General features: G+C 49.9%; 18 protein-coding genes and 1 pseudogene. 14 read left to right on the top strand and 5 right to left on the bottom strand.

The features are described from left to right. Positions 1-32: 32 nt before the first annotated feature. Together BWI93_RS20705 and BWI93_RS20700 are read left to right on the top strand one after the other, a co-directional pair. A complete protein-coding gene (locus tag BWI93_RS20705; RefSeq protein WP_094814823.1) occupies positions 33-395 on the top strand; it encodes a DUF1304 domain-containing protein in 363 nt (120 codons plus the stop codon). A gap of 79 nt (positions 396-474) precedes the next feature. After that, complete coding sequence (locus BWI93_RS20700; RefSeq protein WP_094814821.1) at positions 475-1,281, top strand: hypothetical protein; 807 nt, start codon at positions 475-477, stop codon at positions 1,279-1,281. A 118-nt stretch (positions 1,282-1,399) separates the two neighbouring features. Here BWI93_RS20700 and BWI93_RS20695 read toward each other — a convergent pair whose 3' ends face one another. Next, a complete protein-coding gene (locus tag BWI93_RS20695) occupies positions 1,400-2,347 on the bottom strand; it encodes a cation diffusion facilitator family transporter (protein ID WP_094814819.1) in 948 nt (315 codons plus the stop codon). Positions 2,348-2,763: 416 nt separating this feature from the next. Continuing rightward, a complete protein-coding gene (locus tag BWI93_RS20690; protein ID WP_094814817.1) occupies positions 2,764-3,636 on the bottom strand; it encodes a tetratricopeptide repeat protein in 873 nt (290 codons plus the stop codon). 186 nt (positions 3,637-3,822) lie between these two features. Here BWI93_RS20690 and BWI93_RS20685 point away from each other — a divergent pair, with 186 nt between their 5' ends. After that, complete coding sequence (locus tag BWI93_RS20685; protein WP_094814815.1) at positions 3,823-4,797, top strand: c-type cytochrome; 975 nt, start codon at positions 3,823-3,825, stop codon at positions 4,795-4,797. Positions 4,798-4,842: 45 nt separating this feature from the next. Here the strand turns inward: BWI93_RS20685 and BWI93_RS20680 are convergent, their stop codons facing one another. Then, a complete protein-coding gene (locus BWI93_RS20680) occupies positions 4,843-5,040 on the bottom strand; it encodes a hypothetical protein (protein ID WP_094814813.1) in 198 nt (65 codons plus the stop codon). 144 nt (positions 5,041-5,184) lie between these two features. On the opposite strand from BWI93_RS20680, the gene BWI93_RS20675 reads away from it, so the two are divergent. The 11 genes and pseudogenes from BWI93_RS20675 to BWI93_RS20625 all read left to right on the top strand — a co-directional run bounded on the left by BWI93_RS20675 (position 5,185) and on the right by BWI93_RS20625 (position 19,995). Beyond that, positions 5,185-5,790, top strand: coding sequence for an RNA polymerase sigma factor (locus tag BWI93_RS20675; RefSeq protein ID WP_094814811.1), 606 nt, complete (start codon positions 5,185-5,187; stop codon positions 5,788-5,790). Positions 5,791-5,920: 130 nt separating this feature from the next. Then, complete coding sequence (locus BWI93_RS20670; protein WP_094814809.1) at positions 5,921-7,000, top strand: FecR family protein; 1,080 nt, start codon at positions 5,921-5,923, stop codon at positions 6,998-7,000. A 199-nt stretch (positions 7,001-7,199) separates the two neighbouring features. Beyond that, positions 7,200-10,538: a SusC/RagA family TonB-linked outer membrane protein gene (locus tag BWI93_RS20665; protein ID WP_094814807.1), complete on the top strand. Its 3,339-nt coding sequence runs from the start codon at positions 7,200-7,202 to the stop codon at positions 10,536-10,538. Between the two features lie 15 nt (positions 10,539-10,553). After that, on the top strand, positions 10,554-12,185 hold the full coding sequence (locus BWI93_RS20660) for a RagB/SusD family nutrient uptake outer membrane protein (RefSeq protein ID WP_094814805.1): 1,632 nt from the start codon (positions 10,554-10,556) through the stop codon (positions 12,183-12,185). 96 nt (positions 12,186-12,281) lie between these two features. Beyond that, positions 12,282-14,126: a family 16 glycoside hydrolase gene (locus tag BWI93_RS20655; protein WP_094814803.1), complete on the top strand. Its 1,845-nt coding sequence runs from the start codon at positions 12,282-12,284 to the stop codon at positions 14,124-14,126. A 48-nt stretch (positions 14,127-14,174) separates the two neighbouring features. After that, positions 14,175-16,099, top strand: a pseudogene (locus BWI93_RS20650) (c-type cytochrome). Positions 16,100-16,206: 107 nt separating this feature from the next. Beyond that, a complete protein-coding gene (locus tag BWI93_RS20645) occupies positions 16,207-16,722 on the top strand; it encodes an MOSC domain-containing protein (RefSeq protein ID WP_094814801.1) in 516 nt (171 codons plus the stop codon). 190 nt (positions 16,723-16,912) lie between these two features. Then, positions 16,913-18,001, top strand: coding sequence for a sensor histidine kinase (locus BWI93_RS20640; protein ID WP_094814799.1), 1,089 nt, complete (start codon positions 16,913-16,915; stop codon positions 17,999-18,001). A gap of 64 nt (positions 18,002-18,065) precedes the next feature. Further along, complete coding sequence (locus tag BWI93_RS20635) at positions 18,066-18,371, top strand: ferredoxin (protein ID WP_094815052.1); 306 nt, start codon at positions 18,066-18,068, stop codon at positions 18,369-18,371. 260 nt (positions 18,372-18,631) lie between these two features. Further along, the gene (locus BWI93_RS20630; protein WP_094814797.1) at positions 18,632-19,312 is read left to right on the top strand and encodes an OmpA family protein; all 681 of its coding nucleotides are present in this window, start codon (positions 18,632-18,634) and stop codon (positions 19,310-19,312) included. Positions 19,313-19,380: 68 nt separating this feature from the next. Next, entirely contained in the window at positions 19,381-19,995 is a 615-nt protein-coding gene (locus BWI93_RS20625) for a porin family protein (RefSeq protein WP_094814795.1), read from the top strand. Between the two features lie 73 nt (positions 19,996-20,068). Here the strand turns inward: BWI93_RS20625 and BWI93_RS20620 are convergent, their stop codons facing one another. After that, positions 20,069-21,619: a GH3 auxin-responsive promoter family protein gene (locus BWI93_RS20620; protein WP_094814793.1), complete on the bottom strand. Its 1,551-nt coding sequence runs from the start codon at positions 21,617-21,619 to the stop codon at positions 20,069-20,071. A gap of 86 nt (positions 21,620-21,705) precedes the next feature. Beyond that, positions 21,706-22,563 carry a glycerophosphodiester phosphodiesterase family protein gene (locus BWI93_RS20615; RefSeq protein ID WP_094814791.1) on the bottom strand — a complete coding sequence of 286 codons (858 nt, stop codon included), beginning with the start codon at positions 22,561-22,563 and terminating at the stop codon, positions 21,706-21,708. Positions 22,564-22,596 lie beyond the last annotated feature (33 nt).

The following is a 22,596-nucleotide window of genomic DNA, read 5'->3' as shown; positions in this document are numbered from 1 at the left end:
ACCTTTGACACGAACCCATAATCCCCAGCCAAATGTACCTTCTCAGCCAGATTCTTGTCGCCGTCGTTGCTCTGGAACACGTCTATATTTTATGGATGGAAATGTTTGCGTGGACCACGCGTGGTAAAGCTACTTTCAAGTCCTTACCCCCCGAATTATTTGAGCCTACCAAAGGTTTAGCCGCCAATCAGGGGCTGTACAACGGTTTTCTGGCGGCGGGGCTCATCTGGTCACTACTCATTGGCGATAGTGAATGGTCGCGGAATGTGGCTCTATTTTTTTTAAGCTGTGTAGTCGTAGCCGGGGTCTACGGTGGCTGGACGGCCTCGCGGTCGATCCTGCTGGTACAGGCTCTGCCCGCAGCCATCGCATTAATTACGGTACTGCTGAGGTAACGGGCCAAAGACGCCGGTTTTTCGTACATACCTCAAGAAGCATGCGGAGGAAACCCTTCGCCGAAACATTGATTCATTCATGAAAATCTATTGGCTTACCTTCGCTCTGCTGGGCCTGTTGATGGCTTGCGGGGGCGATAATTCCGAACAAAATACCCAACAGGAAACCGGAGCGAGCGAAACTACTTCGTCCTCAAAATCAAAAAACACCCTCGTTTTTCTGGATAAATCCCTGAGTGTGAATGAGGATGCCGCTTACGTGGAAAAGAAATACACGAAAGTGCTGACGGATTTGGTACAGAAGGATATTAACGGAATAGGTGATAAAATTGAAGTATGGCTGATGCACGAAAATACCGCTAAAGGGAAAGCCCTGGAGCTTACCAGCCGCACGGTCCTGGAAACTACTGAAGGAATGAGTCAGACCGATGTAGAGGCGGCCCAGACCAACTACGATTTTTCCTTACAGAAAGAGCGGCTCAACTTTACCAAGCAAATTCTTTCACAACTGGCTACGCCTAACGAAAGCCGCAGTAACAAACAAACGGATATTCAGGCAAGCTTGCAGGCCATTGGGACCGTCGCGTCCAAGGGAGAGCCGGTGGAAGTGTATTACTTTTCGGACATGGTGGAAAGCATGCCCCAGAAAAGTCGTCGGGATTTTCATCATACTCCTCCCAAGACAACTGCTCAGGCTGACGAATGGGCCAAGGCCGACGCTCTGGGCTTGAAAAGTCAGTATCCGAATTTGACGGGTGTGGCGGTTCACATGGTATTACCCTTCGAACCGACGACTTCATCCAAAATCAACAATCCGAATATCACGCAGTACTGGAAAACGTTTTTCACGGAACTGGGTGTGAAAAGTGTAACAGAAGAGATTTAGTAAAATACGTTAACGAAATGAGCCCGTATTGGCCTTTTTGACAAATGCGGCTCATTTCGTTAATACTCCCCGCCGTTGTTGATGTTTAGTAAAGCGTCACCAACAAACATAATCAGCTTTATTCCGCCCACTCCAGATCAGTCGTAAAGACGATCGTGAGCCAGCGGTCGGGGGTATCCTCACCAATGGCTTCGCTGATCTGATCCCGGAGTTCGTCCCATTCTTCCAGGCGTTTGGCGGGCCAGCTCATGGGAACGATGAAGTAAAGCTCGATCTGACGACCCCGACCTACCCGGGCTACGTAGGCTCGGTATGCGATGAAGCCATAGCGTTCGACTACTTTCTGGGCCACTTCATCCACGTGTTTTTTCAGGTCTGCGGGGGTTACCAGAAGAATATCAGCTACTGCCTGTCGGATATTACTGATTGGAAGCGGAATAACGACGAGACAAACAATGGCCAGAACAGCCGGGTCAATGTAAGGAACCATCCAGTCCAGATACGTACCCTCAATGATCATACCAAACGTAAACGCTACTAACCAGGCAATGCTGAGGGCGGTGGAAATAAACCAGGATTTGGCATCCAGGGCCAAAAGTTCAGAGCGGATGAACTGATTGGCTTTGCTGGCGAAAAGAGCCATACTTAGCGTGCACACCAGCGAAATCAGCGTGAAGATGATAGCGTAATTAAGTTCCAGCCTTCGACCGCCATCCAGAAAGCTATCCACCGCATTCACCAAAGCGTACAGAGCAGAGCCCAGTAGCAAGGTGCCATTGAATCCTAAAACAATGGGCTCCAGATGCCAGAATCCCATCGTAAAACGCTCGGTTAGTTTGCTCCTGACGGTATTACCTGTCGAAGAGGCCGCTATTAGTTTGGAAACTAGCAGAGCAAGGAAGGTCATCCCGGCATCGGTCAGATCATAAATGCCATCGAAGATAATGGCCGATGAACTGGCCAGCAGTCCAAAAGCTATACCGAAACCGCCCAACACAATCGTAACAACGATGGACAGGCGAAGAACGCCCTGTTCGGTTTTGGGGTTGAAGTAGTGGGCAAGCATAAGGAAAGGTGTCGTGTACCTGAACTTGCTATAAAAAAAGTAGACAAGAAGAAAGTAAATCCACCCACTGGATTCAAACGGTGGAATCTGTGAAGCGTCTGGTCGTAGCTGGTAAGGCTATGCTAAACATCAACCAGCGAAAGGAACAGTAAAAAAAGGGGAAGTGCGTTGGGGATGATTACGAAGGATACACACATAATCGTTTGATTAGAAAGGCAAAGATCTTATCACGGGAGCCAAAGCTAAACGATCCATCCGAAGGAATAACCTATTCCATGTAATCACTATATTAAGATTCTTGAGCGTATAGCCATAGCCGGGTTCTGATGATGGTATGCCAATTCCCAACAATGGCGTAGACACACGAACGCTCGCTTTCTGAAGCGAGCCGTTCGTGTGTCTACAAGAAATACTACTTATTTGCTAGCCACGGCTACTACACTTTTCAGACCCAGGGGAGCTTTGGGAGCTTCAAAATCGAAGATGGTCAAATACAGGGTCGTTTTCTTGGCTACATTTTTCGTATCCCGGTAGTTAATCTCCACGACATCGATGGTGCCTTTTCCGTTGGGAGCGTTACTGGAGGCATAGGGTAACGAACCCGTCTTCTTATACTCCACGGGTTTATTCTGGCCGTCGCGGAGTAAATCCAGGTACGTCGTCAGGTTTTCGTATTCGCCAGCCGGACTCGTTCCGACTTTAATGGGTGTAGCTTTGGTCGTACCGTATTTGGCATCCGTCGCCGTACCCGCCAGTTGTAACAAAGGCTTCCGGTTCGCCGGCGTAGGTAACGGATTATTACAGGTTTCCACTTTCAGCTCGGCGGGTTTCATCCCCTGGGCAAAGGCTGCTTTGTAATCGCTACAGGCTTTCTCCGTTTCGCCCAGTAATTCATAGACCAAAGCTCGGTTATAGTAAGCCTCGGCAAGTTTGCTATCGACTTTCAGGGCGGCCGAGAAATCGCTCAGGGCTCCGCGATAATCGGCTAATTTCTTACGGGCAATTCCCCGACTCACCATGGATTTTTTCGCATCCGGTTTAAAGGTAATCGCTTTGGTAAAATCCGTAACCGCATCCTCGTACCGCCGTAAGAGTGAGTAGGCCATTCCCCGGCTCTGGCGTACGGGATAGTCATCTTTAAGGGCAATGGATTGATCGAACGACGTAAGGGCTTCGCGGACCTGACCAGCCTGGGCTTTCTTCAGGCCATCATCGAGTAAGCTTTTGGCGTCCTGAGCGTGCAGGGCCGAAGAAATAAGTACTAAACTACCAATCAAAAAAGATTTCATACGGATCATAAAGAAGGCTCGTAACTACGGAGTCAAAGCTATAAACGGTGAGTAAAAAGGCTTTAGTGTGAACGATGCCGGGCTTCGCTTTCAGGATTTTTTCATAGGTTTGTTCTTCACGCACTTCCGTTGACTCTTGCCCTCTCCGTCAACGGTATAAAGAACTTATCCTTACCGCCAAAGTCAATGAAACCAGTTGGAAAAATCCTTGCCTACACGGCATTGGGAATCGTCATAGCCATAGGTGGGGGCCTTACCTACCTGAAAATGGCTCTGCCTGATGTAGGACCCCCGCCACAGTTAAAAGTGACAGTCAGTCCCGAGCGGGTCCGCCGGGGTGAATACCTGGCCAATCACGTGTCCGTTTGCATGGACTGTCACAGTACCCGCGATTTTCGCAAATTTTCGGGACCGATGGTCGAAGGTACGCTGGGCAAAGGCGGGGCCGTGTTTGGCGAGGACGAAGGTTTCCCCGGAACATTTTATGCGAGCAACATTACCCCGACTGCCTTGAAAAACTGGACCGATGGCGAAATCTTTCGGGCCATTACGACGGGGGTTAGCAAAGATGGACACGCCTTGTTTCCGGTCATGCCCTATAGCTATTATGGCCGCATGGACCCCGAAGACGTGTACGACATCATCGCTTACCTGCGGAGTATCCCTGCCCAGGAAAATGCGGTACCCGAAAGTAAAGCTGACTTTCCGTTTAACTTTATTCTGAATACCATTCCTGAACCAGCGACGCCACAGCAACGACCCAGCGAGTCGGACGAAGTAGCCTATGGAGCTTACCTGGTGAACGCCGCGGGCTGTAAAGAATGCCACACCCGGGAAGAGAATGGACAAGTTATTGAAACAGAGGCCTTTGCCGGAGGGCGGGAGTTTGCTTCTGACGTTGGGGTACTGGTATCAGCCAACCTGACGCCCGATCCGGAAACGGGTTTGGGCCGCTGGACCCGTCAGGACTTCATTGCCCGCTTTAAGTCTTTTGCCGATTCTACCTACGAACTTCGTTCGCTGAAACACGGCGACTTTCAGACGATCATGCCTTGGACCATGTATGGCGGTATGGCGGAGAAAGACCTGGGAGCCATGTATGCGTACCTGCAAACACTCAAACCCGTTTTGCGAGTTACCCAGCGATTTATTCCGTATTAAAACAAAACCCCACCCGGAGGAGGCTTCGGGGGTGGGGTTTTGTTATCAGGTAGTTCGGGTTTTGCGAACTTTCATGCCACGGTTTTCGGCCCATTCTTTGGCTTTTTCGGTGGCAATCGCGATTGCGGAGTCTTCCGGTCGGCCATCGGCCAGAAGGGCGTTTGCAATCGCAATGGCTTTTTTTCGAACCGGAGCCATGAAGTTTTTCAGGGAATCCGGATAATTCGTGTGCGTCCAGGGCATTGCTTTAAAAGGTTGGTTAGGCAGCACAACAGAAAAAGTTATACCATTTCGGGCAGTAACGTATAGTTAAAGACTTCTTACCACCGAATAGATTTTTGTTCGCGTAGTTTAGGCCGTATATTCGAAGGTTAGAACGAGTAGCCCTTGACGAAAAGCCTGACATACACGGACGATACGGAACTTTGGATCGCCTTCAAGCAAGGCGACATCCAGGCGTTTGAGCAAATTTACCGCGACCATTTTACCATGCTGCTTTCCTACGGAAAACGCATTAGTAATGATCCCGAACTGGTAGAAGATGCCATTCAGGACGTATATGTGGAATTGTGGAAGCGACGGGAAAATTTGAAAAGCCTGCATACCATCAAATTTTACCTGTTTCGGGTTTTACGAAATCGCCTGTATAACCTGCGACAGGCGGACCTGCCCCTTGTGGCCGAAGATGACGAGGATAATCCGGAAGACAAATTTCAGGAACTGTATAGTCCTGCCATTGAAGCCAGCCTGATTGAAGAAGAAGTCACTTCCTTACAAAATGCCCGCTTGAAGAAAGCCCTGGAAGAACTGCCCGGCCGGCAGCGGGAGGCCATTATGCTTGCTTTCTACGATGAATTCAGCACGGAAGAAATTGCGGGTATTATGGGTATAAACCAGCAATCCGTCAACAATCATCTCAACCGGGCGTATGGACTGTTGCGTAAACTGCTGACAGACACACTTTTAGTGGTGATACTGTACTGGTTACGCTGATAAGTCATTGCATTTCTACGAGCTGAAGCTATCACCCGAAAGCTGCGAAGTCCAATTAATAAAAAAATAATTTAAAAACTGAGTTGAGGGGTGTGATTCTGCACTATCTCTACTAGAAAAGTTCGTCTGCATGGATCAAAAGCCTGACTTGCTACAAGATTTTATTGGCAATCCTTCGTTTCGGAAGTGGGTAAATGACCCCGATGCGTCCACCGTGGCCCATTGGGAAAGCTATCGCCGGAAACACCCCGAACAGGAAGCCGTAATTCGGCAGGCTGCTACCGTAGTGCGTAGGCTCAAAAAAGCGAGTACGGAACTGGCTCAGGTTCAGCCAGACCCCCGGAAAGAAGAAGAAATCTGGCAATCCGTTCGCCAGCAATTATTCCCGGCACCCGTACGGCGTTCGTTTGCCTGGGGCTGGGTAGCAGCAGCAGTAGTGGTGTTGGGTATCGGTTTAAGCTGGACGATGCTCCAGCCTGCAGAAGCTCCGCAGCTCGCTCAGGTGACGCCGATCCCGCAACCCGATTCAGTCACCATTAGCAACGTCAACACCAAGCCTCGTCTGGTTTCCCTGCCCGACGGAAGCTCCGTTATTTTGCAAAAGGGAAGTAATCTTCGCTACGAAAATCCATTCCGGACTCAGAATCGTATGGTTTCTCTGTCTGGGGAAGCCTATTTCGAGGTAGTCCGCGACACCACCCGGCCCTTCCTGGTATACGCCAATGGACTGGTGGCTAAAGTATTAGGGACTAGTTTCAACATCAAGGCTTACAATCGCGATAATAATGTCATCCTGACCGTACGGACAGGGAAGGTTTCGGTTTCGTCTCATAAAGTCTTCGAGGATGCTTCAAAAGAAGCAGATGATCTGGTGCTGCAGCCCAATGAACAGGTCGTTTTCGCCCGGAAAGAATCCCGGTTATTCCGAAGCCCCGTGAATACGCTGGTGGAGGCGAAGACGCTGGTACTCCGGCCCGTCAATCTGGTGTATAACGCCGTTCCTGTCAGCGAAGTCATTGCTGAAATTGAGCGGACCTATGGTATTAAGGTCATTTTCCAAAATCCTTCGCTGAGCAATTGCCGCATTACGACCGATTTGAAAGAAGGAACGCTTTCACAAAAATTAGATATTATCTGCAAGACGATAGAAGCCAACTGGGCTGCTCAGGAAAATTTCGTAGCCGTGAGCGGTCGGGGCTGCCGACCTTAAACATTTGAACTAAACCCTATACTATAACCCCTAACCCCCTTTTATGTCGTAACCCCTTTCTATAAGTGAAAAAAGCCAGTGATGTTCCTACCATCACTGACTTTTCAAACAATTCCCTCTGCATAGCTTGTGCTCATCCGCTTCTAACGGATGCAGGGATTCATTTGCGTTTTTCTGTTAAAAAAACCATTTCAAATGTATGAAACAACCGTTATTCTCCAAAGAAATTGGGTGGAAGATCATGCGATTAACCGTACTCCAGCTTCTGATTGTTGCCTTCTTTACGAATGTCTCCGTCGCCCTTGATGGTAGAGCTCAGGAGTTCATGAATAAAAAGATCAGCATCGAGCTTCAAAATAAGAGTGTGAGTGAAGTACTATCCCAGCTGGAAAAAGCAGCGGGTGTTAAATTTTCGTATAGTCCTGACCTGATTCAATCGCAACGTTCGGTAACGCTGAACGCGTCGAATGAAAGCCTGAGTGTGGTACTGCAACGTTTGCTCCAACCCCTTCAGATTAAGTTTGAACTGGTCGGCAATCGTCTGATTCTCACGCGTGCCAACCGTCTGGAGCCTACGTTCATTGAGCGGTACATCACGCTGATGATGCCCAGCAAGATTCAGGGTGACAAGCCCCTGCTGACGGTTACGGGACAGGTAAAAGATGAAACGGGATCGGTAGTACCGAGTGTAACGATTTTGCTGAAAGGTACGCCGAACGTAGGTACGGTTACGAACGCCGAAGGTCGTTACTCCCTGAACGTACCCGATGGCAATGCCGTACTGGTATTTTCTTCGATTGGCTATGAGTCACAGGAAGTTCCCGTCAATAACCAGACGACGATTGATGTGACGATGAAATCGGACATCAAGTCCCTGAATGAAGTCGTAGTAGTCGGTTACGGTACGCAGCGTCGGCAGGAAGTAACTTCGGCGGTATCGACGATCAAAACCGAAGACTTCAACCAGGGTGGTACCCGGAATGCACTGGATTTGATTCAGGGTAAAGTAGCAGGTCTGCAGATTACGCGTACCCAGGGTAACAACCCGAACTCTAGCCCGGCTATTCAGCTGCGGGGTATTGTCTCCATCAATGGAGATCGTTCACCCCTGGTCGTTATCGATGGTATTCCCGGTGGTAATCTGGATCTGCTGCAACAGGATGATATTGAATCGTTTGACGTATTGAAAGACGGTTCAGCGGCGGCAATCTACGGTACACGGGGAAATGCCGGGGTAATTCTGGTGACGACGAAAAAAGGAAAAGGAGGCCCTCCAACGCTGACGTATTCTACCTATGCTCAGCACGAAGTCGTTGCTAAACGCCCTCAGTTTTTAACCGCTGCGGATTGGCGGGCAGCGATGCAGGATCCAACGAACCCCAAGGCTAGCCAAATGCGTGATTGGGGGGCGAATACGGATTTCTACGATCTGATGCTTGATAAAGGTAATTTAAGCCACTACCACAACATGGCTCTTTCAGGCGGTAGCGGTGCGAATAGTAATTACCGCGTTTCGATGTACTACAACGAAGCCAACCCCATTACGATTCAAAACTGGCGGAAGCAATTTGGTGGTCGTTTAAGCGTCTTTCAGAAATCATTAAATAACCTGCTTTCTACGTCGGCTAATCTGGCGACCAACTTCAATAAAGCGAACTTGCTAGGTGGTAATACGGGTGATTTTGAAGAGGCCCTGGGCCGTAACCCGACGCAACCGCTGTTTGACCCTAAGACGGGCCGCTACTACGAGGAAGGGTCGACCGTAAACCCCATTGGTCGCTTGAACCAAGAGAGGTTGACTCGGGATCAGCAAACGACTTCTGCCGATATCCGCTTTACGTTAGAACCCTTTAAAGGCTTTAAAGCGAGTGCCTTTGGAGCTGTTCAGCGGGATGTTTGGAATGATGATGAATACCGGAACCGGGATTCGCGTCGCTCGGTGCTGGATCAGTTAAACGGTACGCCCATCGCTGGAACAGGGTATGCACGTAAGTACAATGAGATCAGAAACTTGTCTACGTTCGAGTCTACATTGGAATACGAAACCAAGTTTCATCAGGATCATGGATTCAAAGCACTGGCTGGGTATAGTTATCAGTATAACGTGCGTTCCTGGTTTCAAGGAGCAAACAGTGGATTCTTAAACGATCAGTTCCAGGAAAATAACCTCGGTGCAGGTAACTTCATCGCTTTGGGTAAATCTTCCTTGGGCAGCTTTAAAGAAGACAATACGCTCGTTGCGTTTTTCGGCCGGTTGAACTACGATTACAAAGGCAAGTACATCGCTCAGTTCATTCTGCGTCGGGAAGGCTCTTCTCGCTTCGGTAAGAATAACAAGTTCGGTAACTTCCCCGCCGCTTCCGTAGGTTGGAATTTAGCTCAGGAAAATTTCATCAAGTCACTCAATGTCTTTGATGATTTGAAGTTCCGCGTAGGGTATGGGATCACGGGTAACCAGGGAATCCCAAACTACCGTTCACTGGTACGTTTAAGTACGGGTAACTTCTACTTGAACGACGATAACGTATGGCGTCAAACCTACGGACCGACTAATAACCCCAACCCGAATCTTCGTTGGGAGCGGAAGGCGGAATTAAACTTTGGTTTGGACTTTGCCCTCTTCAAAGGTCGTTTGAGTGGTACGTTTGACGTATACCGTCGCCGGACAAAAGACTTATTAGGTGATTTTAATACTCAATTGCCTCCTTACATCCAGGCTACGCTGTTTACGAACGTAGGTACGATTGATAACAACGGGGTAGAATTAAGCTTGAGCGGCTCGGTCATCAAGAAGAAGGATTTCTCCTGGAGTATGGACGTTGTGGGTAGCACGCAGAAAAACCGACTGGTTTCGCTGTCGAGTGATGTCTTCAAGGCTACATTCCTGAACTTCGGTGGTATCGGTGGTACCGGTGCTTTAGGAGATGCGATCCGTACCATCGAAGGTGGTTCACTGGGTAGCTTCTACGGAAAACGGTTTGCCGGTTTCACACCCGAAGGCAAATGGTTGTTCTACAAAGCCTCCGGTGAAGCCGTAACGGCGGATAAAATTGTGGCTAACGAAGATTACACCTACATCGGTAATGGTATTCCGAAAGTATACCTATCCTGGAACAACCGTCTGCAGTACAAAAACTTTGATCTGACGGTATTCTTCCGCAGCAAGCTGGGTTATGACATCCTGAATCTGCAACAGGTATTCTTCGGAAACAAAGTATACTTGCCCACGAACGTACTGAAAGATGCCCTGGGTCGTAACAACCAGATCAACGATGCTCTCCAGTATTCGGATTATTACCTAGAACCGGGTGGATTTGTAAAGCTGGACAACGTAACGCTAGGTTATAACTGGCGATTCAACTCACCCGTAATCAAGAATCTGCGGGTGTACGCTACGGGTCGTAACCTGTTGACCATTACCAAATACCGTGGTATGGATCCGGAAATCAATGATGTCGGACTGGATCCTGGTATCGATGGTCGTGGTTTTTACCCCCGTACGCAGTCGTACACGCTTGGTCTTAATGTTCAATTCTAATATTCGAACGCATTCATGAAACGTTACTATAAAGGGCTGGTGTACGCTGGCTTACTGGCGATTCTCACGGGTACGAATGCTTGTACCGATCTTGATGAGACGCTGTATAATGAAATTGACGCTTCCAAATTCTATAACAACCGTCAGGAAATTCTTTCAGCCGTACTGCGTCCGTATACGCACGCGAACGCCTGGACTGCTCCGACCGGACAAAACGGTCACTGGCGGATTACCGAACTTTCGGCGGATCAGTTAGCCTGGCCGCAGAAGGGTCGTCACGGGTACGATGATGCCCAGTGGATTCGTCTGCATGGTCACAGCTGGTCGTACACCGAAAACACCGTATGGAACCCCTATAACCTGATGTTTACGGGGGTAGGTTTCTGTAATAACGCCCTGGGCGATTTTAGCCGGGTGGATTTTGCGAAAGTAGGTGTCAGTGAAACGGACAAAAATGCGTTCATCGCTGAACTGCGGGTGTTCCGGGCGTATCACTACATGAAGCTGATGGATATGTACGGCAATATTCCCATCGTTACGACGGTAGGAACGCCAACGAGTCCCGAGACACGTCCTCGGGCGGAAGTATTCGCTTTCGTGGAAAAGGAATTGACCGAAAGCGTTGACTTACTGCCCAACCTCGAACAAAAGTATATCGGCCGGATCACGAAAGCGGCGGGTTACTCCATGCTGGCTGAGTTATACCTCAATGCCGAAGTATGGTCTGGAAAGGCCCGCTGGGATGAATGTATTGCCGCCTGCGACAAGATCATCAGCGGTCAGACGGGAGGTTTGAACGGAGCTCCTGTATTGGATGCGGATTTAGTATCTACTTACAGTAACACCAATAATAACTCGAAGGAAATCCTGTTCCAATTGGTGTACGATGCTCAGTTAACCTCCACGCGTTGTGGTTGGAATAGTGACTTCTACCACTTTAACCAGCGGTACATCTACGATGGTGATAATAATGGTAACAACGGGGTCGTAGTGATCCCTTCGGCTTACGATGCATTCAAGGACACGGATCTTCGCAAGAAAGAGTGGTTTTTGATTGGACCCCAATTCTACGCGGCTGATCCCACCCGTCCGGTACTGGGTACGGAAGAATACAAAGATCGCCAGCTGGTATTTGTGAAGGAAATTCGTCGGGCGAGTGAAAATGGTACGGCTTCTTCCATGATTACGGGTGAAGAAAACAGCGGTGCTCGTTTCAACAAGTACCGTCCGGGCCGCCAGTCGGAGCCGAAGTACTGGAGCAACGACTGGTCACTGTACCGTCTCTCAGAAATTTATTACAACAAGGCGGAAGCCCTCATGCGTAAAAGCGGTGGAACGGCTACGGCAGAGGCCGTGAAGTTGGTGAACGACGTTCGCAAGCGGGCATTCTCCGCCGCTGATTTCGAGAAAGAAGCCTACACGACGGCTACGCTGACGTTGGATGAAATGCTGGCCGAACGTGGTCGCGAATTCATCTTCGAAGGCAAACGCCGGACGGATCTGATTCGCTTTGGCAAATTCGTGACTGCCAGCTGGTGGGATCACACGCCGAGCGGTGATCAAAACAAAAACCTGTATCCGCTGCCCCAGCGTCAGTTGGCAGCCAACCCGAACCTGAAGCAAAACCCGGGTTATCCGGCTCAATAAGGGATTGATTGGAGGATTAACGGACGGAGCAACGTATGCTGCGAACGTTAATCCTCTTTTTTCTACTTGCCGCCTTTTATTCAACATTTTACCATCATGCAATTGAAACAACCGTATAAACCTCTGCTCTGGGGGTTGATGGTCGGCTGCGTGCTTCACTCCGGTGTTTGGGCTCAGCAGACGCCCACGGGGCAGGCCCTGAAGCTGACCGATCTGAGTGCCTTCAAGAAACCGAATGGTTCGAACTGGCAGATTGTAGGGGACGCGTCAGCTCCCCTGTCGGCCACGCTCAGTACAAGCAAAGGCTCAGGCGTACTGGTCAATCTTCCCAACGAGAAAAATAAAGCCAACCTGCTTTCGAGCCTCGAACACGGAGACATCGATCTGGAGCTTGACTACCTGATGGCCAAAGGTTCCAACTCGGGCATTTACCTGCAAGGTCGTTACGAAATCCAGCTTATGGACAGCTGGGGCGTCAAAGGAGCTAAAATCGGTGACAACGGTTCCATCTACCAACGCTGGGATGACAAACGCGGAGCGGGTAAGGAAGGCTACGAAGGCCAGGCGGCCCGGCAAAATGCCAGCAAGGCTCCCGGTCTCTGGCAACACCTGCGGATCTCCTTTCAGGCTCCCCGTTTCGATGCCAAAGGCGTAAAAGTGGAAAATGCCCGTATCGTCCGACTCGAACTCAATGGCGTAGCCATCCACGAAAACGTAGAGCTTTCCGGTCCTACGCGGGGTCCGCTGGCGAATAATGAAGTAGCCCATGGCCCGATCCTGATTCAGGGCGATCACGGAGCCGTGGCTTTCCGTAATATTCAATACACTGCGTACGATACACCTCGTCCCGCTTTAACCTCTCTGACCTATCAAGTATACACCGGTGCTTACGACAAGGAACCCGATCTGAAGACCGCTACGGCAGCTTCGAAAGGAAATGCCAAATCCCTGTCGGCTGGTGTCGTTTCCACGCCAAGTAACTTCCTGATTCAGTACAAGGGCACGCTGCAAGTGAAAGAAGCGGGTTCGTACACGATGCAGGTCGTAGGCGTCAACGGTTTTACCGCGTTGAAAGTAAATGGCAAATCGGTCGGTGATTGGACCATGCGGAGTGCTCCCGTAACGGTAGAACTCCCCGCCGGAAATGTGCCGGTTGAACTGATGTATTCCAAACTCAACGGTCGCGGTGCACCTTCGCTCGGACTGATGATCTCGGGTACGGGTCTGCGTCCCTTTTACCTGGGCGATGGGAATGCGGAAGGCATGACGGGTAACGAAAATGGCCCCATCCTGATTGAAGCGAACAACCCAATTGTACACCGCAGTTTCATGGACGTGCCGAACGGCCGCGAGCGGGTACGCGTCACGCATGCTATTTCTGTCGGTAGTCCGGAAGAGGTTCATTATACCTACGATCTTGACAAGGGAGCCCTGGTGCAAGTCTGGAAAGGAGAATTTCTCGACGCTACGCCCATGTGGAACAGTCGGGGCGATGGCTCTTCACGGCCTACGGGTATGGTGCAACGGTTCGGTGTACCGGCTTTGAGCCTGAGTCGTCTGTCTTCGCCGCAGGCCGCCTGGGTTGCGGATACGGTGGGCAGTCAGTTCCGTCCGAAAGGCTATACGCTAAAGGAAAATCAGCCGACGTTTCGCTACCAGAGCTACGGTTCGCTGGTACAGGATGCCATTCAGGTATTGCCCGGTCGGGAAGGCGTGAAGCGTGAGATTACGGTAGAAAAACCCGCCGCTGATCTGTACGCCCGTCTGGCTCAGGCCGAGCGTATTCAAACGCTGAATGATCAGTTGTACCTGATCGGTGACAAAGCCTACTACATCCAGTTGGAAAGTGGTGTGAAACCCCTGATTCGTCAGGTGAATGGCCAGCAGGAACTGCTCGTGCCCATGCGTAGTGGAAAACTCAGTTACTCCCTTTTATTCTAAGCAATCGTTATGGCTTTATTCCATACTTCCTGGTTCCGTCGGGCGTCGATGCTGGCTTCGCTGGCACTGACGACTACGCTTGCCGTGGCTCAGGAATCACCTAAAGAAGAAGATTTTTTCCGCATCTTTCGCGTACCCGCTCCCGAAGGTACGCTACTGGAAGTGGGCGGAATGACCGTATTGCCCAACGGAGATCTGGGCGTATCCACCCGTCGGGGCGACATCTATATTGTTGAAAACCCGACGAGCCGTCGCCCGTTTTTCCGCAAGTTCGCGAGCGGCCTGCACGAAATACTGGGTCTGGTTTACAAAAACGGATCCTTTTACTGTGCCCAACGCGGCGAGTTGACCAAACTGACCGATACGGATAAAGACGGCAAAGCCGATGTACTGGAGACGGTATACGCCTGGCCTTTGTCCGGTCACTATCACGAGTACAGCTTCGGCCCTAAAATCGCTCCGGACGGTAGCTTCTTTGTCTCGGGCAACGTGGCTTTCGGTAACGAAGAATGGTGGGCGGGCGAAAGTCGCGTCCCCTGGCGGGGTTGGGTGATGAACATTACCGAAGACGGGCAAATGAAACCCTGGGCTACGGGCGTACGCTCGCCCTGCGGTTTGGGGATCATCGACGGTGAATTATTCTACAGCGATAACCAGGGCGACTGGATTGGTTCGGGTGGCGTATGGCACCTGAAAAAGGAGCCTGGGTGGGTCACCCAGCGGGCTTACGCTGGTCAGACCTGCCGAACTCACCCGTGAAGATCAAGCAGGAGGACGTATACGCGATTGTGGATTCCCGTCGTCGTCGCGATGCCAATGGCCGGGCCATCAAACCCGAAAACGTGGTCGACGAAACGCCGATTCCTTTATACACCTTGAAAGAGAAATTCCCGGCTCTGCAACTACCCGCCGTATGGTTACCCCACGGAATCCAGGGTATTTCCAACTCCGAGATTCTCGAAATTCCTCAGGGTAATTTCGGTCCGTTCGCCGGACAGGTACTGGTAGGCGATCAGGGACAATCGAAGATCATGCGGGTGTTCATGGAAAAAGTTAACGATGAATACCAGGGAGCGTCCTTCGATTTCCGGGCTGGTTTCCAGTCAGGCGTACTGCGGATGGCCTGGGGTAAAGACGGATCACTGTTCGTCGGTGAAACCAACCGGGGCTGGGGCTCCGCCGGTGAAGCCAGCGAAGGGCTGCAACGCCTGGTCTGGAACGAAAAAACACCGTTCGAAATGAAGGCCGTACGAGCCATGCCCGATGGCTTTGAAATCGAATTTACGCAACCCGTAGATCGGAAGTCGGCGGAAGATCTGGCTTCGTATACGGTGGATAGCTTTGTTTATAAGTACCACCCGGTTTATGGTAGCCCTCCAATTCTACGGGAGAGCAATGCCATTAAAGGTGTTAAAGTATCGGAAGATGGACTGAAAGCTCGCCTGATTGTCGATAATCTGCGTCGCTACTACATCCACGAACTGCGTCTGGATGGCGTGCGGAGTACGGAAGGCTTCTATTCACTGGTGCACCCGCAGGCGTTCTATACCCTGAACAATATTCCAACGGGTAAGAAATTAGCCATGAGCGAAGTAAGTACGCGTAGTACGGCCGTAGCCGCTGAAACGCCCGCTCCGGAAAAAGAAACCCCTGCGACGGGTACCGGCAAAACGGCTCCTGCCAAAACCGGCCCGAAAACTGTAAAAGTGAACGTACCGAGCTACGATGAAGTAAAGCCCTTACTGACCAAGCACACCTGTCTGGCCTGCCATCAGACGAACAAGCGTCAGGTAGGTCCGGCGTATACGGAAGTAGCCAAGCGAGGATATACTAACGAAAAAATTGTCGAGCTGATTCACAATCCCAAGCCTGAGAACTGGCCGGATTACGCCACGGAAATGCCGCCCATGCCGCAGGTTCCGAAAGCAGATGCTCTGAAAATTGCAGCCTGGATTAATTCGTTGAAAAAGTAATCTCTTTTTGCATCGATTTTCGCTACGTCCGGTGGCTTACCCGTGGGGTGAGTTACCGGACGTACGATTTTTATGGGTATCTTTCGTTATACAAACTAGAAATGACAATGGCAGAGGAAAGACCCATGCACGGACTGATGAATCACTTTAGCCAGCCCGGCACCCTGGAATGGATTGGCTTACGAACCGGTCCGCGTAAACCCGTAGAATCCGTACCCGAAACCTACGTACGCATCGGTACGGGACTGGATGGCGACCGTTATAAAGGTCAACCCGAAAGCAAGCGACAGGTAACGCTGATTTCCCGCGAGCACCTGGATGCCGTTGCTTCTTTCGTCGGCCGCGAACAGGTAGACCCGGCTGACGTACGCAGAAATCTGGTCATTCGGGGCGTGAACCTACAGGCCTTAAAAGGTAAACAGTTTAAAATCGGTGAAGTCGTACTCGAATACACGGGTGAATGCCATCCCTGCAGTCGGATGGAAGAAGTGCTCGGTGTGGGTGGATACAACGCCATGCGGGGACACGGCGGCATTACGGCGAAAGTCTTACAGGAGGGAAACATTCAGGTCGGTGATTCGCTGGAAGTGCTGGACGAAGTACAAGCGTCTGAAAAAGAGTAGCCAAACGCAAGAATTTACCGGATCGGATCCATCAAATACGGGACTGCTTTACTTATATTTACGTAGCCATTATGAAAAGGTAAGTACGCTTTTCCGCCCGGTGTGTGATTCTTTTCAAAGGTAGGGGCCTGATCGCTTTTCAGGACCTATCGGGCTGCATGCCTACCTCTGTATCCGATCCGGCTCTGGAATGAAAACGTTTATCCACCGTTTATTTAGCTTACCGTTTATTCAACTATCCGGAGCGAATGTCTGGATGTTACTGGGCATTGTTTCCTGGACCGTACCCCTGGGCAACTTCGTATGGCTGGGCAAACCTTATGTTCAGAACGGAAAGATTTTTCTGGTGACCACCAGTGCCTCGTACCTGATTGTTTTTGGTGGATTGTTGATTCAGGCGGTACTCATCCGTCGAATCATCAGCCGATATCCGGGCATTGAACAAACGCCGAAACGGATTGCTCTGGAGTTGGGAGTGTTTGTTCTGATGAATACCGTAGTTACCGTTCTTATCTTCTGGGGCGTGTACAAACAGGTAGGGGTGTATGAACGAATGGCGACTTTTGCTCCAACCTTTTCTACGTATGTAACGATTGGTTGCATAAGTATTACGGCCAGTTTCTTAACGGTAGGCTTGTACGAGAGTTACTATACCTTCCAGAAATGGAAAGAAAAGACGCTCATGGCCGAGGCGTACAAACGCGAAGCTCTGGTCAATCAGCTGGAAATTCTCAAAAATCAGGTCAATCCGCATTTTCTCTTTAATAGTTTGAATGTGCTCTCAATGCTGATTACGGAGGAACCTCGTCAGGCGGAGCAATTCGTCGAACAACTGGCCCGCGTCTATCGGTATTTGCTGCAAACCAATGATCAGGATTTGGCCTGTCTTTCCCAGGAACTGGATTTCATCGAAGCCTACTATCATTTGCTCCGGACGCGGTACCAGCAGGGAGTTGAGTTGTCGATTGAGGTAGCCGCTTCGTATCGGGAGTGGTTATTACCTCCGCTAACCCTACAGTTACTGGTTGAAAACGCGGTGAAACACAATCGAATCCAGCCCCATCAGCCCTTACGTATCACCATCGGTGTTACCGAAGAGGGATGGTTACGGGTGGGCAATAACCTGCAACGCAAAACAACGCGGGTCGTATCGCATCAGGTAGGACTGGCGAACATTGCTTCGAAGTATCGCCTACTGGCTCAACCCGAGCCTGTTATCAGTGATACCGGCGGTCATTTTGTGGTAACGATGCCTCTCTTAGCCCCGGCTCTGATCTAAAACCAAGGAAAGTAGTGTATACCAGTGTTTGAGCCTTATTTTTGTAGCTCAAGTAACGAGCCTTATGAAATATAAAAAGCATCTTTTCATCTGTACCAATCAAAAACCTGCCCCGAAGCGTTCCTGCGGCGAAGAACACGGACTGGCTCTGGTAGAAGCCTTTAAGGGAAGAATCAAGGAACTGGGTTTACAAGTCGATATTCGTGCTCAGAAGACGGGTTGTCTGGACGTATGTGCATTCGGACCTGCCATGGTCGTGTATCCGGAAGGCGTATTTTACGGAAATGTACAATTATCCGACGTAGAAGAAATCGTTCAGAGCCACCTCGTTGGAAATCAGGTCGTCGAACGCCTGAAGCTTAACGTATAGGATTTATTTGGTTTTTATTTTAGTACTGACGACTCTTTCCAGCCTTGGGAAGAGTCGTTTTTTTTAGAGTATTTGTGGTTTGAGTAAATAATTTCCCATTTTTCATCGTTGCGGATTAATGGTGTGATCTTTAAGCATTAGGCTGAATATCAGTGATGTATAAATGGTTTTAACGCTCTTTAACAAATCTCAAGATCATTTTTAAACTCCGGGCGACCTTTTTTTCGTAGGTACATTCGTAAACAATCTTTAGTAAAGCCATGAAACGCGTAATTGTAAAAGGCATGTGGATGATGGTTTTGGCTTCCACGCTTAGTGCCAGTTTTTTCTCGTGTAACCGAAACGCTCAGGAACCGAAAAAATCCAAGTTTAATAAAACGCAGAAAGGTACGGCCATTGGCGTAGGTGCCGGAGCCGTAGTCGGAGGCGTGATTGGTAGTGCTTCAAAGAACACCGCCATTGGAGCCATTCTGGGAGCAACTGTAGGGGGTGCCGCCGGAGCAATCATTGGTCGTAAGATGGATAAACAGGCCAAACAGATTGAGAAAGACATGGGCGAAGCCGCCAAGGTAGAACGCGTCGGTGAAGGGATTCGCGTAACGATGGATGGCCAGTTACTGTTTGCCTATAACTCGACGGAAATCAGTCCGCAAACCCGCGAAAATCTGGCTAAACTGGCTGAAACGCTGAAGAAAAATCCCGATACCAATTTGCTGATTGAAGGTCACGCCGATAACCGGGGTACGGCCGAATACAACCAGGATCTGTCCGAACGCCGGGCCGCTGCCGTATCCAGCTTTTTACGTCAGGAAGGCGTAGGAGCCAGTCGGATGACCATCAAAGGGTACGGCTTCAATCAACCGGTAGCCAGCAATGATACCGAAGACGGTCGTCGCCTGAACCGCCGGGTAGAAATCGCGATTCTGCGAACGAACAAATGAAACAGGACGCTCAGAAGGGGCAATAAGTAAGCCCTAGGAACACATTCATCGCTCAACCCTTTTAATCCATGAAAAAATTAGCAATCATTTTTGCCTTCTGTCTGGCTACGACCAGCGTTTTTGCCCAGTCTATTACGGCTCGTACCGGGATTCGGGGAGGATTCTCGGCCAGTAACCTTCGCATCAAGGAATACACGGACCGAAATCCCTTGTATGGTTTCCACGTCAGTGCCTTTACCCAGATTCCGGTGATTACCGATTTCCTGTATATCCAGCCGGAGGTAGGTTATACGAACAAAGGAACCCGGGCTACCTTTAATGTCGCTAATTTTGAAAATGAAAACAAGTTCAAATTGAATTATGTAGAAGTACCCGTGCTGGCTACGTTTAAGATTGGAGATTTTGTCGATATTCACGCCGGACCGTATGTTGGCTATCTGTTGAAAGCTGCCGCTGAAAACAATAATAGTTTAGGTGGAGCATCAACGGTATTGGATACCGATAACTTCAAACGGTTTGATTACGGTGTAGGAGCAGGACTAACCCTGTATTTTGGTAAATTCCTGATCAGTACGCGGTACAACCTGGGTCTGCAGAAAGTGGCGGATTCATTTGTGGCTCAACAAGTGTTGGGTAATGCAAAAAATACATCTGCTCAACTTTCCGTTGGCGTAACGCTTTAATTAGCTTTCCTTTTCACCCATAAAAAGAGCGGCTTCTCCAGAAGTCGCTCTTTTTTTACGGATCACGAAGCCATCAGATTTCCAGATGTTCAGGACTGATGTGCAGGATTTCTTCCACGTATTCTCTTGAATTCGATAAGCGGGGTACTTTATGCTGACCGCCTAGTTTGCCTTTCACTTTCATCCATTCGTAGAAGGTGCCGTGCGGCACCATGTGAACGACGGGACGAATCAGAGCCAGATCAAAGCTGCGTTTGGCATCGTAATCAGAATTAACCTGCCGAAGCGTTTCGTCGAGCACATCTACAAACAAGTCTGGATTGCTGGGCGGCGTTGAAAATTCAATCACCCACTCGTGACCACCGCGATTGCCGTGCCGACTGCTGCCATTGCCCATGTAGACCGGAGCGGCGGTGTAGTCGGCAATGGTGGCTCCCGTCGCCTGGCAGGCCCGCGTCAGGGCTGTTTCAGCATTTTCAATGATAACTTCTTCACCGAATGCGTTAATGAAGTGTTTGGTACGACCAGAGATTTTAATACGGTACGGATACTTGGAAGTAAAGCGTACGGTATCACCAATGAGGTATCGCCACAAACCGGCATTCGTCGAAATAACTACGGCGTAATTGCGGTTCAATTCTACTTCGGGTAGCGTATAGGCTTTCGGATGCGTTTTACCGAGTTCTTCCAGCGGGACAAATTCGTAAAAAATGCCATAGTCCAGCATCAGTAGCAATTCATCTACCCGACTCAGGTCATCCTGAAGACCAAAGAAACCTTCGGAGGCATTATACGTTTCCAGGTACCGGACTGTATCGCACTGAAAAACTTCTCGTTTGAAAAGTTCACGATAGGGCTGAAAGGCCACGGCTCCGTGAATGAAGACTTCAAAATTTGGCCAAACCTCCAGAATATTCTTTTTGCCGGTCAGTTCCAGTACCTTCTGAATCAGAACGAGCGTCCAGGTGGGTACGCCCAGAGCACTCGTAACGTTGACCTGCGAAACTTCTTCGGCCATCCGTTGAATTTTCGATTCCCAACCATCCATCAGGGCCGTTTGCAGGGAAGGTGTACGAATGAACTGAGCCCAGGAAGGCAGGTTTTTCATCACCACCGCCGAAATATCACCCGTTACGGTGCGTTCGTTAAGTTGATTCTGGGCTAAACTTCCCCCAATAGACAGACCTTTTCCTTCAAATACCCGGGTATCAGGCTTATGATCTACCCAGAGGGCCATCATGTCTTTACCCGCCCGGAAATGCCCTTCATCGAGGGCTTCGCGGGTGACGGGTATATACTTGCTACGGGCATTGGTCGTGCCCGAAGATTTCGAGAAAAAGCGAATCGGTGAAGGCCATAGTACCCGATCTTCTCCTTTCATCACTCGCTCAATGTACGGAAACAGATCTTCGTACGTCGAGACAGGTACCTCGCGTTGGAAATCGGCGAGGCTACGGATGTGACGGTAGCCGTACTGTTTACCCCATACGGTTGACCGTCCCGAGCGAATAAGCCGCTGGAGCTGTCGTTCCTGAATAGGCCAGGGATCACGGCGAAAGGCTTCGATACGGGCTAGCCGACGTTGCAGAATCCAGACCAGCGTATCATTAAAAAGGGGTAGCATAGGCATGCTGAAGCTTAACGGACGAAGGGTTTTAGAACATTTCAGTGCGAATCACCACATTCACGAAAACCAGAGACTCAAATCTATCACTTTTTAAATCGATTTGGATAATCCGTAATCAATCCATCCACCCCGATCTGTTGCAGGTGCTGCATGGTTTGCAGCTCGTTAACGGTCCAGGGAATGACTCGAATGCCCAGATCGTGAGCTTTACGTACGGTTCGCCTGGAAATGAATCGGTATTGAGGACTAAAAATATCGGGCCGGAATCCTAATTCTTTCAAACTACGAGTCAGACCTTTCATAGTAACCAGCACGGAAAGCTTATTGTTGGAAAAGGTACCCTTCTCTTGCTGGGCTTTCCAGTAGCGTAACACGGCCAAATCAAAACTTTGAATACAAAAGCGTTCTGCGGGAATGGTTAACACCTGAGCTACCAGCGGACAAATGATCTCCGGAGTGGTATGTGCTTCCGTTTTGATTTCAATGTTGTACTGGGGCAGGGGCAGCTGGTGCTGCTGAGCATAGGCATCTGCCGTCGCAATTACTTCACTCAGGAGCGGCTTGTAGGCTGCCTGGGCTTTCTGCTCCGGGAAATCGGCGTGGCCGCGTTGCCCGACATCATAACGTTTGATTCGATCATACGGCATCTGATCCAAACGTAAGGTTTTCTCTTCGGCCCGGCGTACGGGCGTTCCATCGGGTTTCGTGCTAAAGCGGGCATTGAAGTACCAGTCGTGAGAAACGACTACCTGATGATCCTGCGAAAGCACCACGTCAAGCTCCAGCGTAACTATCCCCAGCTCCAGAGCTTTCAGAAAAGCCGGGATCGTATTTTCGGGTTCTAACCCCCGACAACCGCGGTGTCCCTGTACTTCAAACGATTGAGCAGTAGTTACGTAAGAAAGCATCATCAGCAGACCTTGGAAATAGAGTAACCGCATGGACGAACATTCGAGGCTGAAAAAGTAATACGA

Origin of the sequence: Siphonobacter sp. BAB-5385, assembly GCF_002261125.1 — a bacterium.
Taxonomy (GTDB): Bacteria; Bacteroidota; Bacteroidia; order Cytophagales; family Spirosomataceae; genus Siphonobacter.
The sequence above is the reverse complement of the archived record's forward strand: the minus strand, read 5'-3'. Positions and strand labels throughout refer to the sequence as shown.